Annotated in this window: 17 protein-coding genes and 1 pseudogene; 17 read left to right on the top strand and 1 reads right to left on the bottom strand. The window is 37.9% G+C overall.

The window, feature by feature from the left end; all coding sequences use genetic code 11:
• Positions 1 to 25: 25 nt before the first annotated feature.
• On the bottom strand, positions 26 to 391 hold the full coding sequence (locus ACXVWB_RS03735) for a transcriptional regulator (protein ID WP_005655721.1): 366 nt from the start codon (positions 389 to 391) through the stop codon (positions 26 to 28).
• Between the two features lie 100 nt (positions 392 to 491).
• Here ACXVWB_RS03735 and ACXVWB_RS03730 point away from each other — a divergent pair, with 100 nt between their 5' ends.
• The 17 genes and pseudogenes from ACXVWB_RS03730 to ACXVWB_RS03650 form a co-directional block, all read left to right on the top strand.
• Positions 492 to 1493 (top strand): TerC/Alx family metal homeostasis membrane protein, encoded by a 1002-nt coding sequence (locus ACXVWB_RS03730; RefSeq protein ID WP_289901480.1) that lies wholly within the window; start codon positions 492 to 494, stop codon positions 1491 to 1493.
• Between the two features lie 4 nt (positions 1494 to 1497).
• Positions 1498 to 1866, top strand: a complete 369-nt coding sequence (locus ACXVWB_RS03725) for a hypothetical protein (RefSeq protein ID WP_289901481.1) — start codon at positions 1498 to 1500, stop codon at positions 1864 to 1866.
• A 9-nt stretch (positions 1867 to 1875) separates the two neighbouring features.
• The gene (locus ACXVWB_RS03720; RefSeq protein WP_075875815.1) at positions 1876 to 2514 is read left to right on the top strand and encodes a vWA domain-containing protein; all 639 of its coding nucleotides are present in this window, start codon (positions 1876 to 1878) and stop codon (positions 2512 to 2514) included.
• Positions 2515 to 2531: 17 nt separating this feature from the next.
• On the top strand, positions 2532 to 3170 hold the full coding sequence (locus ACXVWB_RS03715) for a vWA domain-containing protein (RefSeq protein ID WP_289901482.1): 639 nt from the start codon (positions 2532 to 2534) through the stop codon (positions 3168 to 3170).
• 8 nt (positions 3171 to 3178) lie between these two features.
• Positions 3179 to 4216, top strand: coding sequence for a TerY-C metal binding domain-containing protein (locus ACXVWB_RS03710; RefSeq protein WP_289901483.1), 1038 nt, complete (start codon positions 3179 to 3181; stop codon positions 4214 to 4216).
• 2 nt (positions 4217 to 4218) lie between these two features.
• Positions 4219 to 5562: a PP2C family serine/threonine-protein phosphatase gene (locus ACXVWB_RS03705; RefSeq protein WP_289901484.1), complete on the top strand. Its 1344-nt coding sequence runs from the start codon at positions 4219 to 4221 to the stop codon at positions 5560 to 5562.
• Between the two features lie 21 nt (positions 5563 to 5583).
• Positions 5584 to 5769 carry a hypothetical protein gene (locus ACXVWB_RS03700; RefSeq protein WP_458485215.1) on the top strand — a complete coding sequence of 62 codons (186 nt, stop codon included), beginning with the start codon at positions 5584 to 5586 and terminating at the stop codon, positions 5767 to 5769.
• Entirely contained in the window at positions 5769 to 7268 is a 1500-nt protein-coding gene (locus ACXVWB_RS03695) for a helix-hairpin-helix domain-containing protein (RefSeq protein ID WP_289901486.1), read from the top strand. The genes ACXVWB_RS03700 and ACXVWB_RS03695 overlap by 1 nt, the downstream gene beginning before the upstream one ends.
• 36 nt (positions 7269 to 7304) lie before the next feature.
• On the top strand, positions 7305 to 7883 hold the full coding sequence (locus ACXVWB_RS03690) for a TerD family protein (RefSeq protein ID WP_289901487.1): 579 nt from the start codon (positions 7305 to 7307) through the stop codon (positions 7881 to 7883).
• Between the two features lie 12 nt (positions 7884 to 7895).
• Complete coding sequence (locus ACXVWB_RS03685) at positions 7896 to 8543, top strand: TerD family protein (RefSeq protein ID WP_458485214.1); 648 nt, start codon at positions 7896 to 7898, stop codon at positions 8541 to 8543.
• Positions 8544 to 8707: 164 nt separating this feature from the next.
• The gene (locus ACXVWB_RS03680; protein WP_289901489.1) at positions 8708 to 9751 is read left to right on the top strand and encodes a YeeE/YedE family protein; all 1044 of its coding nucleotides are present in this window, start codon (positions 8708 to 8710) and stop codon (positions 9749 to 9751) included.
• A gap of 9 nt (positions 9752 to 9760) precedes the next feature.
• Complete coding sequence (locus ACXVWB_RS03675; protein ID WP_005631077.1) at positions 9761 to 9982, top strand: sulfurtransferase TusA family protein; 222 nt, start codon at positions 9761 to 9763, stop codon at positions 9980 to 9982.
• Positions 9983 to 10225: 243 nt separating this feature from the next.
• Entirely contained in the window at positions 10226 to 10702 is a 477-nt protein-coding gene (locus ACXVWB_RS03670) for a hypothetical protein (RefSeq protein ID WP_289901490.1), read from the top strand.
• A gap of 404 nt (positions 10703 to 11106) precedes the next feature.
• A complete protein-coding gene (locus tag ACXVWB_RS03665) occupies positions 11107 to 12369 on the top strand; it encodes a TolC family protein (protein WP_289901491.1) in 1263 nt (420 codons plus the stop codon).
• A gap of 28 nt (positions 12370 to 12397) precedes the next feature.
• Positions 12398 to 14608 carry a type I secretion system permease/ATPase gene (locus tag ACXVWB_RS03660; protein WP_128786935.1) on the top strand — a complete coding sequence of 737 codons (2211 nt, stop codon included), beginning with the start codon at positions 12398 to 12400 and terminating at the stop codon, positions 14606 to 14608.
• Between the two features lies 1 nt (position 14609).
• Positions 14610 to 15839 carry an HlyD family type I secretion periplasmic adaptor subunit gene (locus ACXVWB_RS03655; protein ID WP_458485213.1) on the top strand — a complete coding sequence of 410 codons (1230 nt, stop codon included), beginning with the start codon at positions 14610 to 14612 and terminating at the stop codon, positions 15837 to 15839.
• Positions 15840 to 16241: 402 nt separating this feature from the next.
• Positions 16242 to 17069: pseudogene (locus tag ACXVWB_RS03650) on the top strand (IS3 family transposase); the annotation flags it as partial.
• Positions 17070 to 17111: the final 42 nt, after the last annotated feature.

The raw sequence follows: 17111 nt of genomic DNA, 5'->3' as shown, positions 1-17111 counted from the left end.
CCGCTCTCATTGTGTATAATTTTGATTAAAGTTTATTTTGAAAAGAACTAATAAAAGCAATTAATGCTGATTTTTGCTGTTCCGATAGTCCAATAATCATCTTCAACAAAACTTCATCTAGCATTGTCATTTTTTCATTATCACCCACACCGTAACGCAACCATTCTGGTTTAACTAATAACCACTTAGATAATGTTTCAATTTTATCCATTGATGGAATAGCCAAACCATTAAGCCATTTATGTACGGCTTGTTGAGTAACAGACTCATTTGGGTGTTGCAAATTAAATTTAGTTGCTATTTCACTTGTCTTCAAATTCTGCATAGCCATTGCTGAAAGAGCTAGTTTTAAACGTGCACTAAATTTTTCTTTTTCAGTTAATATTTTCATAATGAAAATAATTATGACTAAATCCAAAAAGATCTTGTAAACTATTTAGGTTTTTATGTAAACTATATTGGTTTACATGTTTTCATTTTAGGTTTCATCTATGCATCATTTTGGATTTCCTTTAGAGGTTTTGGTTGTTTTCTTCTGTGCAATTTTATTCTCAATTTATATTGACTTAGTTGCTCACCGACATAGTAAAGAAATTACCGTAAAAAATGCCGCACTTTGGTCAATCTTTTGGATTTCATTGGCATTGGCGTTCTACGTTTATCTTTATTTCCGTTTTGAACCGGAATGGGCAGATCTCTATCTTGCCGGTTATGTACTTGAAAAGAGTTTATCCATTGATAACTTGATGGTTTTTGTCGCAATTTTTGCTTCTTTCGGAATTAAAGATCATCTTCAGCACCGTATTCTCTATTGGGGCATTTTAGGCGCATTAATTTTCCGAGCAATTTTTGTTGTAATTGGGACTGGATTGTTTTCTGCAAGTCCTTGGGTTGGATTTATTTTTGCTGCTTTTGTACTTTGGAGTGGTTGGAAAATGTTACAAGGCGGAGATGATAATGAAGAAGAAATCGAAGACTATACTCATCACTGGAGTGTTCGTTTGGTAGGGAAAATAATGCCTGTTTTCCCAAAACTAGTGCAAGAAAAATTCTTTGTAAAAAATAACGAATTAAATGCAGATCAAATAGTTTCCGTTACTCGTCAAGGTTTTCGTTACGCAACGCCTGCATTTTTATGTTTAATGGCTATTGAAACATCCGATGTAGCATTTGCCTTTGACTCAGTACCTGCTGTTATTGCTGTTACTCAAGAACCATTACTCGTTTATGCTGCAATGATTTTCGCGATTCTAGGATTACGTAGTCTCTATTTTATTCTTGCTGCACTCACAAAATATCTTGTTCACCTTGAAAAAGCTGTCATTGCCTTATTGTTCTTTATTGGTATCAAAATGGGGATTCAATCTTGGAATCACGCGGTATTTGATACAGGCATTCATATTTCTGCCAATGTTAGCCTTTATATTGTATTAGGTGTTTTATTTATTGGTGTTGTTGCTTCGTTTATTTTCCCTGAAAAACAAGAAGGATAATGCAATGAACGTAAAGAAATTTATTTTTCTGACCGCTTATTTTACCACTACAAATGTTTTGGCAAACCAACACTATATAACGCCACCAACATCATCTACACGTGGATATGTTCCAGTAATTAGTGATGGAATGGAACAACAATGTGTTGAAATCTACAACCAAGCGAAATGGTTAGGTGATTCGCTTCAAAATACTTATGTTGATCAATATTCGAGTGCATCAGTAAATGCTTATAACCAAAAAATATTTCAACATTCACAAATGATAAATTGGTTTAATCAAAATTGCGCAGGAAAACAATCACGTTCTGCTTGTGAAGCTGCAATGGAACTAAATCGTAAAAATGGGATACCAACACAAAATTGCTATTAGGAGAAATTTATGCGTCGTTTACCTGTTTATTTATTAGTCGATACTTCTGGCTCAATGATGGGCGAGGCTATTGAATCTGTGCGTAATGGTTTACAAATGCTAGTTTCTGCATTACGTCAAGATCCTTACGCATTAGAAACGGCTTATCTATCTGTGATTACTTTTGATAGCAAAGCCAAACAAGTTACACCACTAACGGAGCTAATGAGCTTTCAGCTTCCAACTATTGAAGCATCAGGCTTAACATCAATGGGCGAAGCGTTAAGTTTACTTACAGATTGTATCAATCGCGAGGTACAAAAAGGATCTGCGGAAATAAAAGGTGACTGGAAACCAGTTGTATTTTTACTTTCAGATGGTGTACCAACTGACGATTTGCAGAAAGGAATTAATGCATTAAAAACGGTGAAAACAGGAACTTTTGTCGCTTGTGCAGCCGGTGCCGGAGCTGATACCAACGTATTAAAACAAATTACAGAAAGCGTGGTGTCATTAGATACTGCTGATGCAAATTCAATTAAAGCCTTCTTTAAATGGGTTTCTGCATCGATTTCTGTTTCAAGCCAAAAAGTCGATCTTAACAAAAAAGATGTGGGCGGATTAGGTGAATTACCGCCACCACCAGCAGAATTGAACATTGTTTTATAAATGGTTCGGCGAGAATTATGGCAAGAAGATTACTCACGTATATTTGTATTGACACTTCTGGCTCAATGAAAGGAGAGCCGATTGAAGCAGTGAATGTCGGATTACAATCACTGCTTTCTGCATTAAGGCAAAATCCCTATGCACTTGAAAGTGTTTATCTTTCTATTTCCACTTTTGATACGGTGATCAAAAATGTCTTCCCCTTGACCGCACTTGAAGATGTGGTATTGCCAACGATTTCTTGCCCTGATAGTGGCGCAACCTTTCTTGGAAAAATGCTGGAAAATATCGTGCAAGCGGTTAAAAAAGATCGCCTTCTAGCAACAGCGGAACAAAAAGGCGATTGGCGTCCTATCTTGATTTTACTAACTGATGGCAAGCCTTCTGACACTTTGGCTTATGAGCAAGCCATTCCACAAATTAAATCCTTAAATTTTGGCAATATCGTGGCTTGTGCAGCAGGACCAAAGGCAGATCCTAATATTCTAAAAAAACTTACAGACACAGTTGTGTCATTAGACACTATGGATGCAAATAGTTTTTCTCAGTTCTTCCAATGGGTATCTGCTTCCGTAGCTCAAACCAGTGTTAGCGTGGGTGCAATCGATAATAACAGCCTGCCACCGCCACCTGATGAAATTAATATTGTATTCTAGGAAAAATTATGCGTCGTTTACCAGTTTATATTGTTGTTGATATCTCTGAAAGCATGGCTGGCGAAAATCTTCGTCAAATGCAAGAAGGCATTAGCCGCTTGGTTAATCAACTTCGCCGTGATCCTTACGCGTTGGAATCTGTTTATCTTTCTGTGATCGCATTTGCTGGGGCGGCTGGTACGCTTGCACCATTAACGGAATTAATGAGTTTTTACCCACCTCGTTTGCCGATTGGTTCTGGAACATCTATTGGTGCAGCACTAAATCATTTAATGGATTCTTTAGAAAAAGATATTGTGCGTAGTACGGCAGAGAAAAAAGGCGATTGGAAACCATTGATTTACATTATGTCAGACGGTTCGCCAACAGATGATCCTGCACAAGCTATTTCTCGCTGGAAACACCATTTTCAAAATAAAGCGAAGCTAATCAATATTGGCATTGGTAAATTTGCCAACCTTGATACATTAAGTGAAATTAGTGATTTAACCTATCGACTAGATGATGAAGATATAGAAAAAGTTTACCGTGCTTTATGTGAATCTGTTGCGGATTCCATTCTAAGTCAAAGTCGCTCGCTGGGTGTGGAATTACCTATATCACTGAATAAAGAAATTTTAGAAAGCGGTGCGATTTCTTTGATAAAAGAAAAAGAGCAAATGGTCGCTTTAGATGAAAATTATGCAATCATCGTGGGTAAATGTAGCAAGGTGAAATTGCCTTATTTAATGAAATATGAACGGCTTGAAAACAGTCCGCTTGATAATGCGATTTTTCAATATGTTGGTGTTTACCCAGCTGAAAAAGATTACGTAGATTGGTCTGATAATCGCCCAAATCATAGCAAAATCTCAACATCCCAACTTTGGGGTGGTGGCGGTTGCCCCCATTGTGGTGCTGCTTTTGGTTTGTGTATGTGCAACTGTGGGCAAATTTTCTGTGCTAACGGCGAAAAAGAAGTCGTCTGCCCTGGTTGTAATGAAACCTTGTATTTTAATGATGAAGCAGACGGTGCTGATTTTGATATTACGCGTGCAAGGGGCTAGGGATGAATGCAACCGAACAATTAGAAAAAATAAAATCTTGGTTAAATCAGGCTGATGAAAAATATCTTGATGCCTTTGCCAGTCAAAATCAGACATTAATATCCCATATTTGTGAAATATGGCAACGTTTTCAGGAAGCTAAAAATATAACATCATTGGAAAATAATATGTTGACCATTCAACCAACAGAAACAACACCAGTATATAAAAAAGAGCTCATCATTACATTGCCAAATGCAAAACAAGATGAACCTTATTTTTACCAAAAAACCAATGATTTCCCTACAATTCAATCTCTAAAAGTTGAAGAGGACCTTGGATTAGCTTGGAATGTAGAAGCGCAAGCATTAGATGGTGTACCGATAAAGAGCGGTGAATTTTTACTGACTTTTCAACTTACTGACGGTAATACAGCACACTCAACCCTTTTTATCAATCCTAATCCGAAATATTTATGGAAGAACATTCCTTCCGATAAAAATAGCCGTTTTTGGAAACCAGATAGTGCAAGTAGCCAGATTTCCACAGACTTAGGACAATTAATCGCAGCTCGTATGCGCGGACGTACTCACGCAATGAAAGGAACGTGCTGCGATGATGATTTTACTATCGGCTATCACGAGAAATCAAAATTTCATTTCATTGCTGTTGCCGACGGTGCTGGAAGTGCAGAATTTTCTCGCCAAGGCTCAAAACTAGCAGTAGAGGCCGCAAAAGATAAATTTTTTGAGTTACTGAATATTGAAGGTAAGGACTACCAAAAACTGTCCCAAAAAAACGAACAAGAACTCGCTTATATTACCAAAGTGATGTTTAAAGAAGCGGTTCAAGCCGCTTATCTTGCACAAGAAACAGCGGCAAAAGATTATGTTATTGAACAGAAATCTCTTTCTTGCACATTACTGCTTGCGTTTACATTACCTTTAATCGATGGAAAATGGTTCACTGCTTGTTATTGGGTGGGAGATGGTGCAGCTGCAATCTTTGATCCCGCTATACAAAAAATTAAATTATTGGGTGAAGTGGACTCAGGACAATATTCAGGTGAAACCCAATTTTTAACCTTAGCGGAAGCCAATGCGGAAAAAATTACCTCACGCATTTATACAGATATTCGTGATTATCCCCCAATCCTGATATTAATGACAGATGGCGTTTCCGATCCTAAATTTCATAGTGATGTACAGCTTAACACCTTTGAGACTTGGCAAATATTTTGGCAAGAATTACGTGAACCATTACAAAAAGAGCAACCAGAAAAAGCCTTAGAGGAATGGCTAGATTTCTTCTCAAAAGGAGAGCACGATGATCGCACTTTAGCGATATTTATTCCGCAGTCAGAATAGCAGGGAATGACTTATACATCAATGAGCAATAAAATCTTGCAGGAAGAGTCAAGAATAGTGAATGAGATAGTGCTACAAGCGACTGAAAATAATCAAGAATTTGCTAATGAAAAAGTCAGAACTATCAACATTACTCAGAACAATGAAACAAAAACAATCACGCTCCAGAAAGCAAGTGACATACCACTTCAAAAAGGAACTGAATAATGGGTAAAGTTATCACGCTCACTGCAACAAATGGTAAAACTATTCAATTTGTTGATGAAATCAAAGCCCAAGGCGGAATGAAAGATGTGATGTTCTCACCTAATAAAGATTATGTTGTTGCATTCTTCCGTGAACCTGCTGATCTTGCCACGAAAGAGCGGTTAGAAATGATAACAGGAACTTACCGCGAAAAGATCTTTAATCAAGAAGGTGGCGAATATCTTAAAAAATTATTCTGTTGGCCTACCGCTGTAGTGGAATATCAAGGCAAGCTCGGTGTGGTTAGCCCTTTTTATCGTGATTGCTTTTTCTTCCAATATGGCAGTCGTAATAACGATATGTTAGGCATTAAAGGCAAAGATAAAGACGGTAAATGGTTCGCCAGTGCTTCTAATCGCAATAAGTTTCTTGACTCTCGAGAGTTAGGCGATTGGATGTTGCATTTGAAAGTCTGCTTGATGTTGGCTCGTGCCGTTCGCCGTATGCATATGGCTGGATTAAGTCATAGCGACTTAGGTTACAAAAACTGCTTAATCGATCCAACAACTGGTCAAGCGAGTTTAATTGATATTGACGGCTTAGTTGTGCCGGGGAAACATCCACCAACAGTGGTGGGAACTCCTGATTTTATTGCACCTGAAGTAGTGGCAACTCAACATTTAGATAAAAACGATCCTAAGCGTAAGTTACCTAGCCGAACTACGGATTTACATGCATTAGCAGTGTTAATTTATATGTATTTACTTTATCGCCATCCACTTCGAGGAGATAAAGTCTTTGATATGAATGATAGCCAGCGTGATGAAGAATTAGGAATGGGAGAGAAGGCGTTATTCATTGAACACCCAACTGATCATTCTAATCGTATAAAAGTAGGGAATGTTAAACCTAGCGAACTGCCTTGGAAAGACACACAAAAAATGCCTTATACCATTACTGGTCCTTATTTAAGCGAATTATTTAAACGAGCTTTTATTGACGGCTTGCATAATCCTATTGCTCGCCCGACAGCAGATGAATGGGAACAGGCATTAGTAAAAACAGTAGATTTACTTCAGCCTTGTCAAGGCGCTAATTGTGAACAGAAATGGTATGCTTTTGATAATTCTAAATCGCCCAAATGTCCGTTTTGTGGCACAGCACATCAAGGTAAATTGCCCGTGTTAAATTTATATTCTGCTGCACCAAATGGCAGTTATCGCCCTGATAATCACAGAATTATGGTCTACAGCGGGCAATCACTTTTTAAATGGCACGCTGACAACCGCATATTTCCTAATGAAAAATTGAAAGCTGAAGATGCTAAACGCATTGGCTATTTCATGTTACATCAAGGAAATTGGTGGCTTGTGAACGAAAATCTGACTGATATGGTAGATGTCAATACGAAACAATCTATTCCTATTGGTGGAAAAATGAAACTCGAGGAAGGCGCCAAAATTCTTTTGAAAAAAGGCGAAGGCGGACGACTTATCGTTGTTCAAATGACTGGTTCATAAGATTTATTAACCTAATAACAACTGGAGAATTATAATATGGCAATTTCATTAACCAAAGGTCAAAACGTTTCATTAAGTAAAACCGATCCGAGCTTAAAAAATGTGTTGGTTGGTTTAGGGTGGGATGCTCGTTCAACTGATGGGCAAAACTTTGACTTAGACGCAAGTGTATTTATGGCAACAGAAAATGGTAAAGTGCCTTCTGATAGACATTTTATTTTCTATAATCAATTAGTTTCACCTTGTGGTGGTATAGAGCATACTGGCGATAACCTCACCGGTGATGGAGATGGTGATGATGAAAGCGTGATAGTTCGCTTAGACAAAGTAGAAAGTAATATCAAATCACTTTTTATTACTGTAACTATTCACGATGCAGAAGCTCGTCGTCAAAATTTTGGTCAAGTCAGCAATGCATTCGTACGTATTGTTAATAATGATACTAGTGATGAAATTGTTCGTTTTGATCTTTCTGAAGATTACAGCACCGAAACAGCAATGGTGTTTGGTGAAATTTATCGTCATAACGGTGAATGGAAATTTCGTGCAATTGGTCAAGGATATACAGGGGGATTATATTCACTTTGTCAACAATATGGTGTAAATGTTGGTTAATTGGAGTGAAAAATGGTTTCATTAAATAAAATTACTTTAGAAAAAAAAGGTGATTCGCATAAAATTGATTTATCGAAATCAACTGATCAGCAAATTACTATTAACTTAAATTGGACTCAACAAAAACCCTCTGGTTTCTTCAGTAGCTTATTTGGTTCAAATAAAGAGATTGACTTAGATCTTGGGTGTTACTGGGAGTTACAAGACGGAACAGCTTCACTTATTGACGGTTTGCAATTTTCCAAAGGTCGTTGCGGGTCAAGAGAACGTCTAACACGCCAAGGATGTTATAGCCAAGCGCCTTGGGTATGGCATTGTGGAGATGATCGGAATGGCAGCTCAGCCGAAGGTGAAAATATTTTAGTCAACCCAAAAGGTATCAGAGATCTACGTCGTTTGGTTATCTATTGTTTCATTTATGAGGGAGCTGCTAAATGGGCCGAGTCTGATGCCGTGGTAACCGTTAAAGTGCCTAACCAGCCTGAAATCGTTGTTGAAATGGGGAAACAAACTGATCCTCGCACATTCTGTGCGATTGCAAGCATTGACTTTGATGATTCTCAGATGTCAGTTCGTAAAGACATTAACTTCTTTAATGGGCATGCAGATTGTAGCCAATATTACGGCTGGGGTTTTAACTTCGCTGCAGGCTCAAAATAAATCAAAAATCCTCTCCCCTAGTGCGGTCAGAAAAACACTCAAATTTCTGACCGCACTTTTTTTATATCAAAAAAACATATTTTCTAGCCAAAAGTTATTGGCGTCACCTTCTTATTTTTTTAGAAAATACCAACCTACTTAGTTCTCAAAGAGAAGGAATATTTATGCTTTTAACTGGATTACTTTGCGGAATTTTACTCGGATTTGTGATGCAGCGTGGGCGCTTTTGTATTACTGGCGCATTTCGCGATATGTATGTCACCAAAAATAACAAAATGTTTGTAGCCCTTCTATTGGCGATTACCGTGCAATCCATCGGTTTCTTTCTCTTAAAAGAAATCGGTGTATTAAATGTCGATCCGGCTGAAAATTTTGCCTTTTTAGCGGTAATTATCGGTGCCTTTGTGTTTGGTATCGGCATTGTTCTTGCTGGCGGTTGTGCAACAGGTACGTGGTACCGTGCTGCGGAAGGCTTAGTTGGTAGTTGGGTCGCATTATTCACTTATATGCTATTAAGTGCCATCATGCGTACTGGCCCATTAGGTGAATTCAATAAAGCTTTACGCAGTATTAATATTGAGCAACGCAATATTTACGATACATTCGGTATTTCACCTTGGTGGTTAGTCGCATTATTAACTTTAGTGACAGCTTTCTATGTATACAAACATCTCAGCAAACCAAGCGCAAAAGTCGCGGCATTAAAACCAAAGAAAACGGGACTTGCTCACTTATTATTTGAGAAGCGCTGGCACCCATTTTTCTCTGCCGTATTAATCGGATTAATCGCACTTGCCGCTTGGCCATTAAGTGTTGCTACTGGTCGTGAGTTCGGACTTGGGATCACTGGCCCATCAGCCAATATCATGCAATTCCTTGTTACTGGCGACGGTAAATTTATTAACTGGGGCGTATTCTTAGTCTTAGGGATTTTTATTGGGTCATTCATCGGCGCTAAAGCAAGCAATGAATTTCGTGTTCGCGTACCGGATGCTACCACGATTCTACGCAGCGGACTCGGCGGTATTCTCATGGGCATCGGTGCAACCCTTGCGGGTGGCTGCTCTATCGGTAATGGCTTAGTCGAAACCGCCTTTTTCTCTTGGCAAGGTTGGGTCTCATTGCCATTGATGATTCTCGGCACTTGGGTGGCCGCCTACTTCACCATTATCCATCCACAACGTTTAAAATTAGCAAAAGCATCATAAGGAGTTTATATGATCGTTAAATTACCAACACTCGGCCTTGTTTGCCCATTTCCTCTCGTTGAAGCCAAGGAAGCTATGGCTAAGTTAAATAAAGGCGATGGCCTAGAAATTGAATTCGACTGCACACAAGCCACTGAAGCCATTCCCGCTTGGGCGGCTGAAGAAGGTTATGAAGTGACAAACTTCGAACAAATTGATGATGCGAAATGGTCAATTACGGTGATTAAATAATCAACAAATCTTTGTTCAAGAAAGAACTGTCTTTTTACCTTTTGGCTTGGTTACTTCCATAATCAAGCCATATAAAACAATGGGTTAAAAATTTGTATAAATTTAGTACAAAAAAAACTATAAATAGTCTTCCTTTATTATAAATTTCAGCTAGAATCTCCCGTCGGGCACAGGCAACATCTGTGCAACTTTTAGTCTCTACAGACTGTAATTATCATCATTTATATTAGAAGGAACCTACCTATGAAACTTTCTAAATTATTAACTGCAGTCTTTACTGTCTCTATGCTAGCTGCTTGTACATTAAGCAATGAAAGATGGTCAAATTTTGATAATCAATCAGCTAATATTAACCCACAAAAAAGTCATGCAGGTTTAGTATTTTTCCGTACTGATGCAGGTTCAAACTCCATTGCTGTAAATATTAAAGTAAACAATGAATACCTCGCATCTCTTCAAGTAGGTGGCTTTGCTAAAACTGAAATTTGTGCAAAACCCACCACAATTGAAGCATACTATGTTGAAATGAAGCCAGGAACAAACTTAAACGTAAATCTAGCGGAACAATCTATACGTTATTTCGCAATCGATACTTCAAATGCATCTAACCCTCAAATCGTAGAGGTTGATACAACATCTGCACAAAAAATATTAAAACAACTTAAACATCAGGCTCATACTATTTCTCGCATAAACAATGCAACTTGTCTTGGGAATTAAAGGATATAAAACTTATCTAAAACATATTAGCTTAAAATAAATAAACACTAAAAATCATTGATACCAAAAGAATCAGTAATTTTTTAGCTACGAGCCATATAAAAATCACCAGCAAGCAAGAAGATGGATGTCATCCTAAGTAACTTTAAATACTCATCATGTTTAAAGGCCTTAACTTATCCAATTGTACTATAGGTGAAAATTGTGGCTCGCCTCTCTCCTATTTATTATTGATATAAATACTAGTAAGAAATCAGCTATTTTCCTGCCACTAAAAATAAATATATTGATTGCTAAATAGTCAGAAAATTTACATATAATTTACATTAAAAGTATCCACACTGAACTAATTTGAGCTATAATCCCAAAACTGTCTTTTAAACTTACCGCGAAGAGTCCATTCTATGAAACTAACACGTAATAAAATTTTCTCATTACTCATGTTTGGCGCGCTGCAATCACAATTTGTATTTGCCGAAGACTTAGCCTCGATCCTACAACTCTCGCTTCAACAGGATCCTGTGTTAACTGAAGCGAATGCAAATACTGAGGGTGCTTACAATGATATGAAAGCATCAGAAGCAGGTCATTACCCAACCCTATCCTTAACGGGACAAAACGTATTAGCCCAACAACATACATCAAATAATTCTAAAATGCGTGATGATGTCGGCGTAAGATCCCGTTTAAATCTATATGCTTGGGGGGGAATTCAAGCAGCAGTTGAGCGAGATAAATCGAAAATGGAATATTTTCAATATAAATATTATGAAACACGGGAAGAACTCGCAAATACAATAAGTACGCTTTATTTAACCGCACTTCGCGCAAAAGAATCAATTGCAATTGCGAAAAAGAATATCCGTCGCCATGAAAAATTCTTAGCTGATTTAAAAGTAATCAATCAATATGATGAAGGTCGTCGTTCTGAAATTGCACAAGCCGAATCTCGCTATTTGCAAGCGCAATCAACAGAAGCAAACTTAGAAAAAACATTATCAATAAACTTAAGTAAATTGAGTAAATATACCTCTAAGAAACTCACAGAAAAAGATATTGTTGATCCATTTAATAAACAAAACTCAACTCAATTAATTGCTTTATTCGATAATGTGGAAGCTAATAATCACCCTAGTTTTAAAGCTCAAGAAGCTGAATATAATAGTGCCTTAGCAGATTCAGAAGCAACTAAAGCATCAAAATATCCTTCTATTAATTTGGAAGGTAGCGCCACTCGCCGAGATAGAAGTATTGCGTTAACGATGTCTTGGGATTTATATAATAAACCTGTAGACTATGCCACAGAAAAAAGCCGAGCCGTTGTACTGTCAGCTAAAGCTCGTTCACATGAGATGCTCAGAGATATTAAAGAACGTGCCGAAACCGCCAAAGTTGATATGAAACAAAGCGAACGTCGAGCTAAAATTGCGAAATCATTGATTGCAACCCAAACTCAAGTTGCCCAAGACTATGAGCAACAATTTTATATTTCAAATAGAACTTTATTAGAAGTATTAGACTCTTATGCAGAGTTAGCCTCAACTGAAACGAATTATGTAGAGGCTCAAAATGATTATCGTGATGCCGCAATCGCCTACTTACTTGCTAAAGCTAGTTTAGCAAAATGGGCAAAAGTGCCAGACTTCAATACAACTAATCATTTTTAAAGTTCCATCATTATTTTAAATAAATTTTATGAATTCAATTATCAAACATTTAGCCATAGCAACAAAACTACTTAATCAACCGGTTGCTGAAGAAGCGCTAGCCTCAAATGTTGCTAGAGATCGAAATTTAAATGCCAATATTCAATCTTTAAGTGAGGTTTTACGTAGTTACGGGTTCGAAAATCATATTTCTCGTCGAAAACTCTTAGAGATACCTTCGCTTGCAATGCCTGCTATCATTATTCTCAATAATGAGGAAGCTGCAGTTATTACAGACGTAAAAGGTCACGGAGAAGAACGCACTTACGTTATTCGCCAGGGTGATGCTCCAGCACATGAAATATCTCACAAAGATCTCGAGTCAAAGTATTTAGGCTTCTGTTGGTTTATAAAGCCTAAATTAACTGCAGATCATCGTTCAGAATTACCTGAATATCATTTACCCAAAGCCTGGTTTTGGAAGGTAATTGCTCGTTTTAAAAAATATTATTATCAAGTTATTCTCGCTTCCTTTTTAATTAATATTTTAGCGTTAATTAGCTCCTTATATGTAATGAATGTGTATGACCGCGTCATTCCTAATGAAGCCTATTCAACATTATGGGTATTGAGTATCGGTGTATTTCTCGCCATTCTCTTCGAGTTTATCGCTAAAATGATACGGTCCCATTTAACCGATATTGCAGGCAAAAAAGCAGATTTGATAATCAGTTCTGCACTATTCAGACGAGTAATGGCATTACGTCTGATTGAACGCCCGATTTCATCCGGTTCTTATGCTAATAATCTTAGAGATTTCGAAGCTGTACGTGAATTTATGACAAGTGCCAGCTTACTAGTATTGGTAGACGCGCCATTTTTATTATTATTCCTTTTTGTAATGTTTATTATTGGGGGAAAATTGGCAATCGTACCTGCGGTGATTTGTACTTTAGTATTAATTGTTTCTTTTGCTGTTCAGCCCGTTTTAGCAAAACGTATCAATGAGAGTATGAGAGAAAGTTCACAGCGGCAAGGTTTAGCTGTCGAAGCAGTGGAAGGCATTGAAACATTAAAAGTAAATAATGCAACGAACTGGGCCCAGCAACGTTGGGATCGATTAAATGCGTTAACCGCAACTAGTTCAATGAAAGTAAAGGAAATTAATGAGTTTGTGTCTAACCTTACAGTTGGATTACAGCAACTGAATACAGTGGGGTTAGTGCTCTTAGGGACCTACTTAATTCATGATGATGTCGTTGAAGCTCGAATTACAATGGGGGCCGTGATTGCCTCAGTTATTCTTTCTGGTCGAGCACTCTCATCATTGGGTCGAGTAGCTGGATTGGCTATTCGTTTCCAACAGGCAAAAAATGCGCTAAAAGGTGTCAATGCAATTGTTGAAAGACCTATTGAACGTAGCCCTGAACGTTCTTACGTTACACTGACCCAAGTACAAGGTCAGCTTACATTTAAAAATGTTGTATTTCAATACAATGAAGATACGCAACCGGCTATTGCCAATTTAAATTTAACGATTCGACCAGGCGAAAAAGTAGCTATTCTTGGACGAATTGGTAGCGGAAAAAGTACGTTATTAAAATTAGCTGGCGGCCTATATGAACCAACAGGCGGAAATATTTTGTTAGACGATGTTGATACTCGCCAAATTGATCCAAATTTCTTGCGAGATAAAGTGACATTACTCAATCAATCACCTCGTTTATTCCTTGGTACATTGCGTGAAAATTTAGATTTGGCTCGAATGGATGGATATTCTACTGATCAAGAATTACTTGCTGCATTACGAAATTTCCATCTCGATCAATTAGTCAGAAATCATCCAAAAGGATTAGATATGCCATTAGGAGAGGATGGGTTAGGTCTTTCTGGGGGACAAAAACAGATCGTTTCATTAGCTCGTTTAACTTTAAGACATCCTAGAGTGGTATTACTTGATGAGCCTACAACGGGATTAGATGAACAAACAGAACGCCAAGCCCTAAATGTTTTAGCTCAATGGGCAAGAGATAAAACCGTTGTTGTTGTGACACATCGACTACAAGTATTACCTATGGTAAACAGAGTAGTTGTTGTAGACAATGGTCGCGTAGTGATGGATGGACCACGTGATGCTGTGATTGCTAGATTACAAGAAAATGAGGCTCGTCATAATCAAGCCACACCAGCTCAGACTTCACCTAATGAAAATAATACGCCGAAAAATGCAGTTAAAAAACAAGAAGAGAAGAGTAAATAATATGTCAAATCAGCCACAAGAAAAAATTAATAAAGAAGATTTAAAGCTGATTAATGATTTAAGTGCAGCTTTACAATCCGAGAAACACACCGGTTATTTTGCAATTATTAGCCTGTTTTTGTCTTTCATGGTTGTTTTTATCATTTGGGCTTATTTCAGCCCGCTTGAAGAAGTGGCGCAAGGACAAGGACGCATAATCCCAAGTAGTCGTGAACAAATCGTACAAAGTCTAGATCCTGGTACTATTCAACAGATGTTAGTAAAAGAAGGTGATACTGTAGAGAAAGGACAAATTTTACTGAAACTAGATGATACTCGAAGTTCTGCAATTTTACGTGAAAGCAAAGCCAAAGTAGAACATTTAGAAGCAATGGTCGCACGTTTACAAGCTGAAGCATATAACACAAAACTGACCTTTCCTGAGGATATTTCTGATGAACTAAAAAAACGTGAAGAAGCTGCCTATGTCTCTCGCCGCCGAGCAATGGAGGAGCAAGTTTCAGGGCTACAGAAAAGTAAAGCAGCATTAGAGCAACAAATTGCAATTACAACGCCTATGGTAAAACGTGGAGTAATGTCACAAGTTGAACTATTAAGAATGCAACGAGATTCACATGATTTAGCCGTGCAAATTACTGAACGCCAAAATCGTTATACTACTGATGCAAGTAACGAATTGGTAAAAACGGAATCCGAGCTAGCGCAAGCCAAAGAGAATATGGCTATGCGAGCAGATCCTGTCGAACGTTCACAAATTCGAGCTCCAATGAAAGGGATTGTAAAGAATATCCGAATTAATACTATTGGCGGTGTTGTAAGTGCTGGACAAGATATTCTTGAAATTGTCCCTATTGAGGATAATTTATTAGTTGAAGCTTATATTAGACCTAACGATGTGGCATTTATTCGACCTGGATTACCTGCTGTAGTCAAGTTAACGGCTTACGATTATGCTATTTACGGTGGATTAGAGGGTAAAGTCACATTGATTAGTCCAGATACACTAAGCGATGAAAAACGTAATGCAAGTGAATTAAAACTAAATATGAATAACGTATATTATCGAATTTTAGTACAAACTTCAGGTAGCAATCTCATCGACAAAAATGGTAACGAAATGCCAATTATTCCTGGAATGGTTGCGACAGTGGATGTCAAAACTGGTGAGAAAACTGTGTTTCAATATCTAACTAAACCGATTACACGAATGAAACAGGCATTAAGAGAGTGATAAATTTAAAAGTGATCTGCACCCCAAAAGTTGGACTCAACAAACCAACAATTGAGGTGCAGATTTTTTATGGGTAAACACTACACAATCGAATTCAAATTACAGGTTCTTCAACCTATTCTGAATCGAAAAATGAGTATCAGAGAAGCCGCGCGTTTTTTACAATATTTCTTCCAACGCCCTAATCGGGATATGGTTGAAACAGTTTGAAAAAAGTGGCATAAAGGGACTTATTCCCCGTAAACCATCAGGACGACCGCCTATGAAACCTAAATATGCCAGAATGCCACCGCCACCCAAAACTGAAGAAGACCGTTTACGCCTGAGAATTTTACAGCTTGAAGCGGAGGTAGCCTACCTAAAGGAGTTGAGAAGGCTCAGACTTCAGGACGAAGCCGAGCAACGGAAATTATCCAAAGGTTAAGAACACGCTATCCGTTAAAATGGCTTTTAGGCTTTGCACAGTTAGCGCGTAGTACGTTTTTTGCGAAACTTCAGATTAAACCAGATAGGGATGAGGAGCTGAAAAAGGCCATTAAACGCATCAAAGCCAATCATCCTGATTATGGCTACCGACGTGTTCATGCCAGCTTGCCAGGCGTGAATCATAAAAAAGTTCAACGTTTAATGCAGACACTTGGGCTTCAAGTGCGGTCAAGAAAAAGCAAGAAATTTACCACCTATCGAGGCACGATAGGGGTAATTGCACCGAATCATCTTGAACGCGATTTTAGTGCAACGGCCCCGAAACAAAAATGGGTGACCGATATCACCGAGTTTAAGGCGAAAGATGGGAGTAAAGTCTATTTATCTCCAATTTTAGACTTATTTAACAATGAGATAGTCTCCTATAATCTCAGCTATTCCCCAAATTGGGCGCAAGTAGAGGACATGTTAATGCAAGCCGTCAAAGGATTAAATAAAGCTTGTGGTGTCATTTTACATTCAGACCAGGGATGGCAATATCAAATGGTAGCTTATCGTCGAATTTTAGCTGAACATGGCATCATTCAAAGTATGTCGAGAAAAGGGAATTGCTTAGATAATGCCGCAATGGAAAGTTTCTTTGGACGATTAAAAACAGAATGTTTTTATGGTCGGGAATTTAAAACAAAAGAAGAGATAGTTGATGCCGTCAGGGATTATTTGGATTACTATAATCATCGACGGATTCAACTAAAATTAAAAGGACTGAGTCCGATACAATATCGAAAACAATCCTTTGAATAACAGTCTAACTTTTTGGGGTCAGATCAAAAATCAGCAGTCTTT

This window comes from Haemophilus sp. SZY H53 (assembly GCF_054332375.1).
This window is presented reverse-complemented; position numbering and strand designations above follow the sequence as displayed.

Excerpts from the sequence above, each read along its gene's own strand:
- ACXVWB_RS03735 (WP_005655721.1), bottom strand. The coding sequence starts at position 391 with ATGAAAATATTAACTGAAAAAGAAAAATTTAGTGCACGTTTAAAACTA.
- ACXVWB_RS03730 (WP_289901480.1), top strand. The coding sequence starts at position 492 with ATGCATCATTTTGGATTTCCTTTAGAGGTTTTGGTTGTTTTCTTCTGT.
- ACXVWB_RS03725 (WP_289901481.1), top strand. The coding sequence starts at position 1,498 with ATGAACGTAAAGAAATTTATTTTTCTGACCGCTTATTTTACCACTACA.
- ACXVWB_RS03720 (WP_075875815.1), top strand. The coding sequence starts at position 1,876 with ATGCGTCGTTTACCTGTTTATTTATTAGTCGATACTTCTGGCTCAATG.
- ACXVWB_RS03715 (WP_289901482.1), top strand. The coding sequence starts at position 2,532 with ATGGCAAGAAGATTACTCACGTATATTTGTATTGACACTTCTGGCTCA.
- ACXVWB_RS03710 (WP_289901483.1), top strand. The coding sequence starts at position 3,179 with ATGCGTCGTTTACCAGTTTATATTGTTGTTGATATCTCTGAAAGCATG.
- ACXVWB_RS03705 (WP_289901484.1), top strand. The coding sequence starts at position 4,219 with ATGAATGCAACCGAACAATTAGAAAAAATAAAATCTTGGTTAAATCAG.
- ACXVWB_RS03700 (WP_458485215.1), top strand. The coding sequence starts at position 5,584 with ATGAGCAATAAAATCTTGCAGGAAGAGTCAAGAATAGTGAATGAGATA.
- ACXVWB_RS03695 (WP_289901486.1), top strand. The coding sequence starts at position 5,769 with ATGGGTAAAGTTATCACGCTCACTGCAACAAATGGTAAAACTATTCAA.
- ACXVWB_RS03690 (WP_289901487.1), top strand. The coding sequence starts at position 7,305 with ATGGCAATTTCATTAACCAAAGGTCAAAACGTTTCATTAAGTAAAACC.
- ACXVWB_RS03685 (WP_458485214.1), top strand. The coding sequence starts at position 7,896 with ATGGTTTCATTAAATAAAATTACTTTAGAAAAAAAAGGTGATTCGCAT.
- ACXVWB_RS03680 (WP_289901489.1), top strand. The coding sequence starts at position 8,708 with ATGCTTTTAACTGGATTACTTTGCGGAATTTTACTCGGATTTGTGATG.
- ACXVWB_RS03675 (WP_005631077.1), top strand. The coding sequence starts at position 9,761 with ATGATCGTTAAATTACCAACACTCGGCCTTGTTTGCCCATTTCCTCTC.
- ACXVWB_RS03670 (WP_289901490.1), top strand. The coding sequence starts at position 10,226 with ATGAAACTTTCTAAATTATTAACTGCAGTCTTTACTGTCTCTATGCTA.
- ACXVWB_RS03665 (WP_289901491.1), top strand. The coding sequence starts at position 11,107 with ATGAAACTAACACGTAATAAAATTTTCTCATTACTCATGTTTGGCGCG.
- ACXVWB_RS03660 (WP_128786935.1), top strand. The coding sequence starts at position 12,398 with ATGAATTCAATTATCAAACATTTAGCCATAGCAACAAAACTACTTAAT.
- ACXVWB_RS03655 (WP_458485213.1), top strand. The coding sequence starts at position 14,610 with ATGTCAAATCAGCCACAAGAAAAAATTAATAAAGAAGATTTAAAGCTG.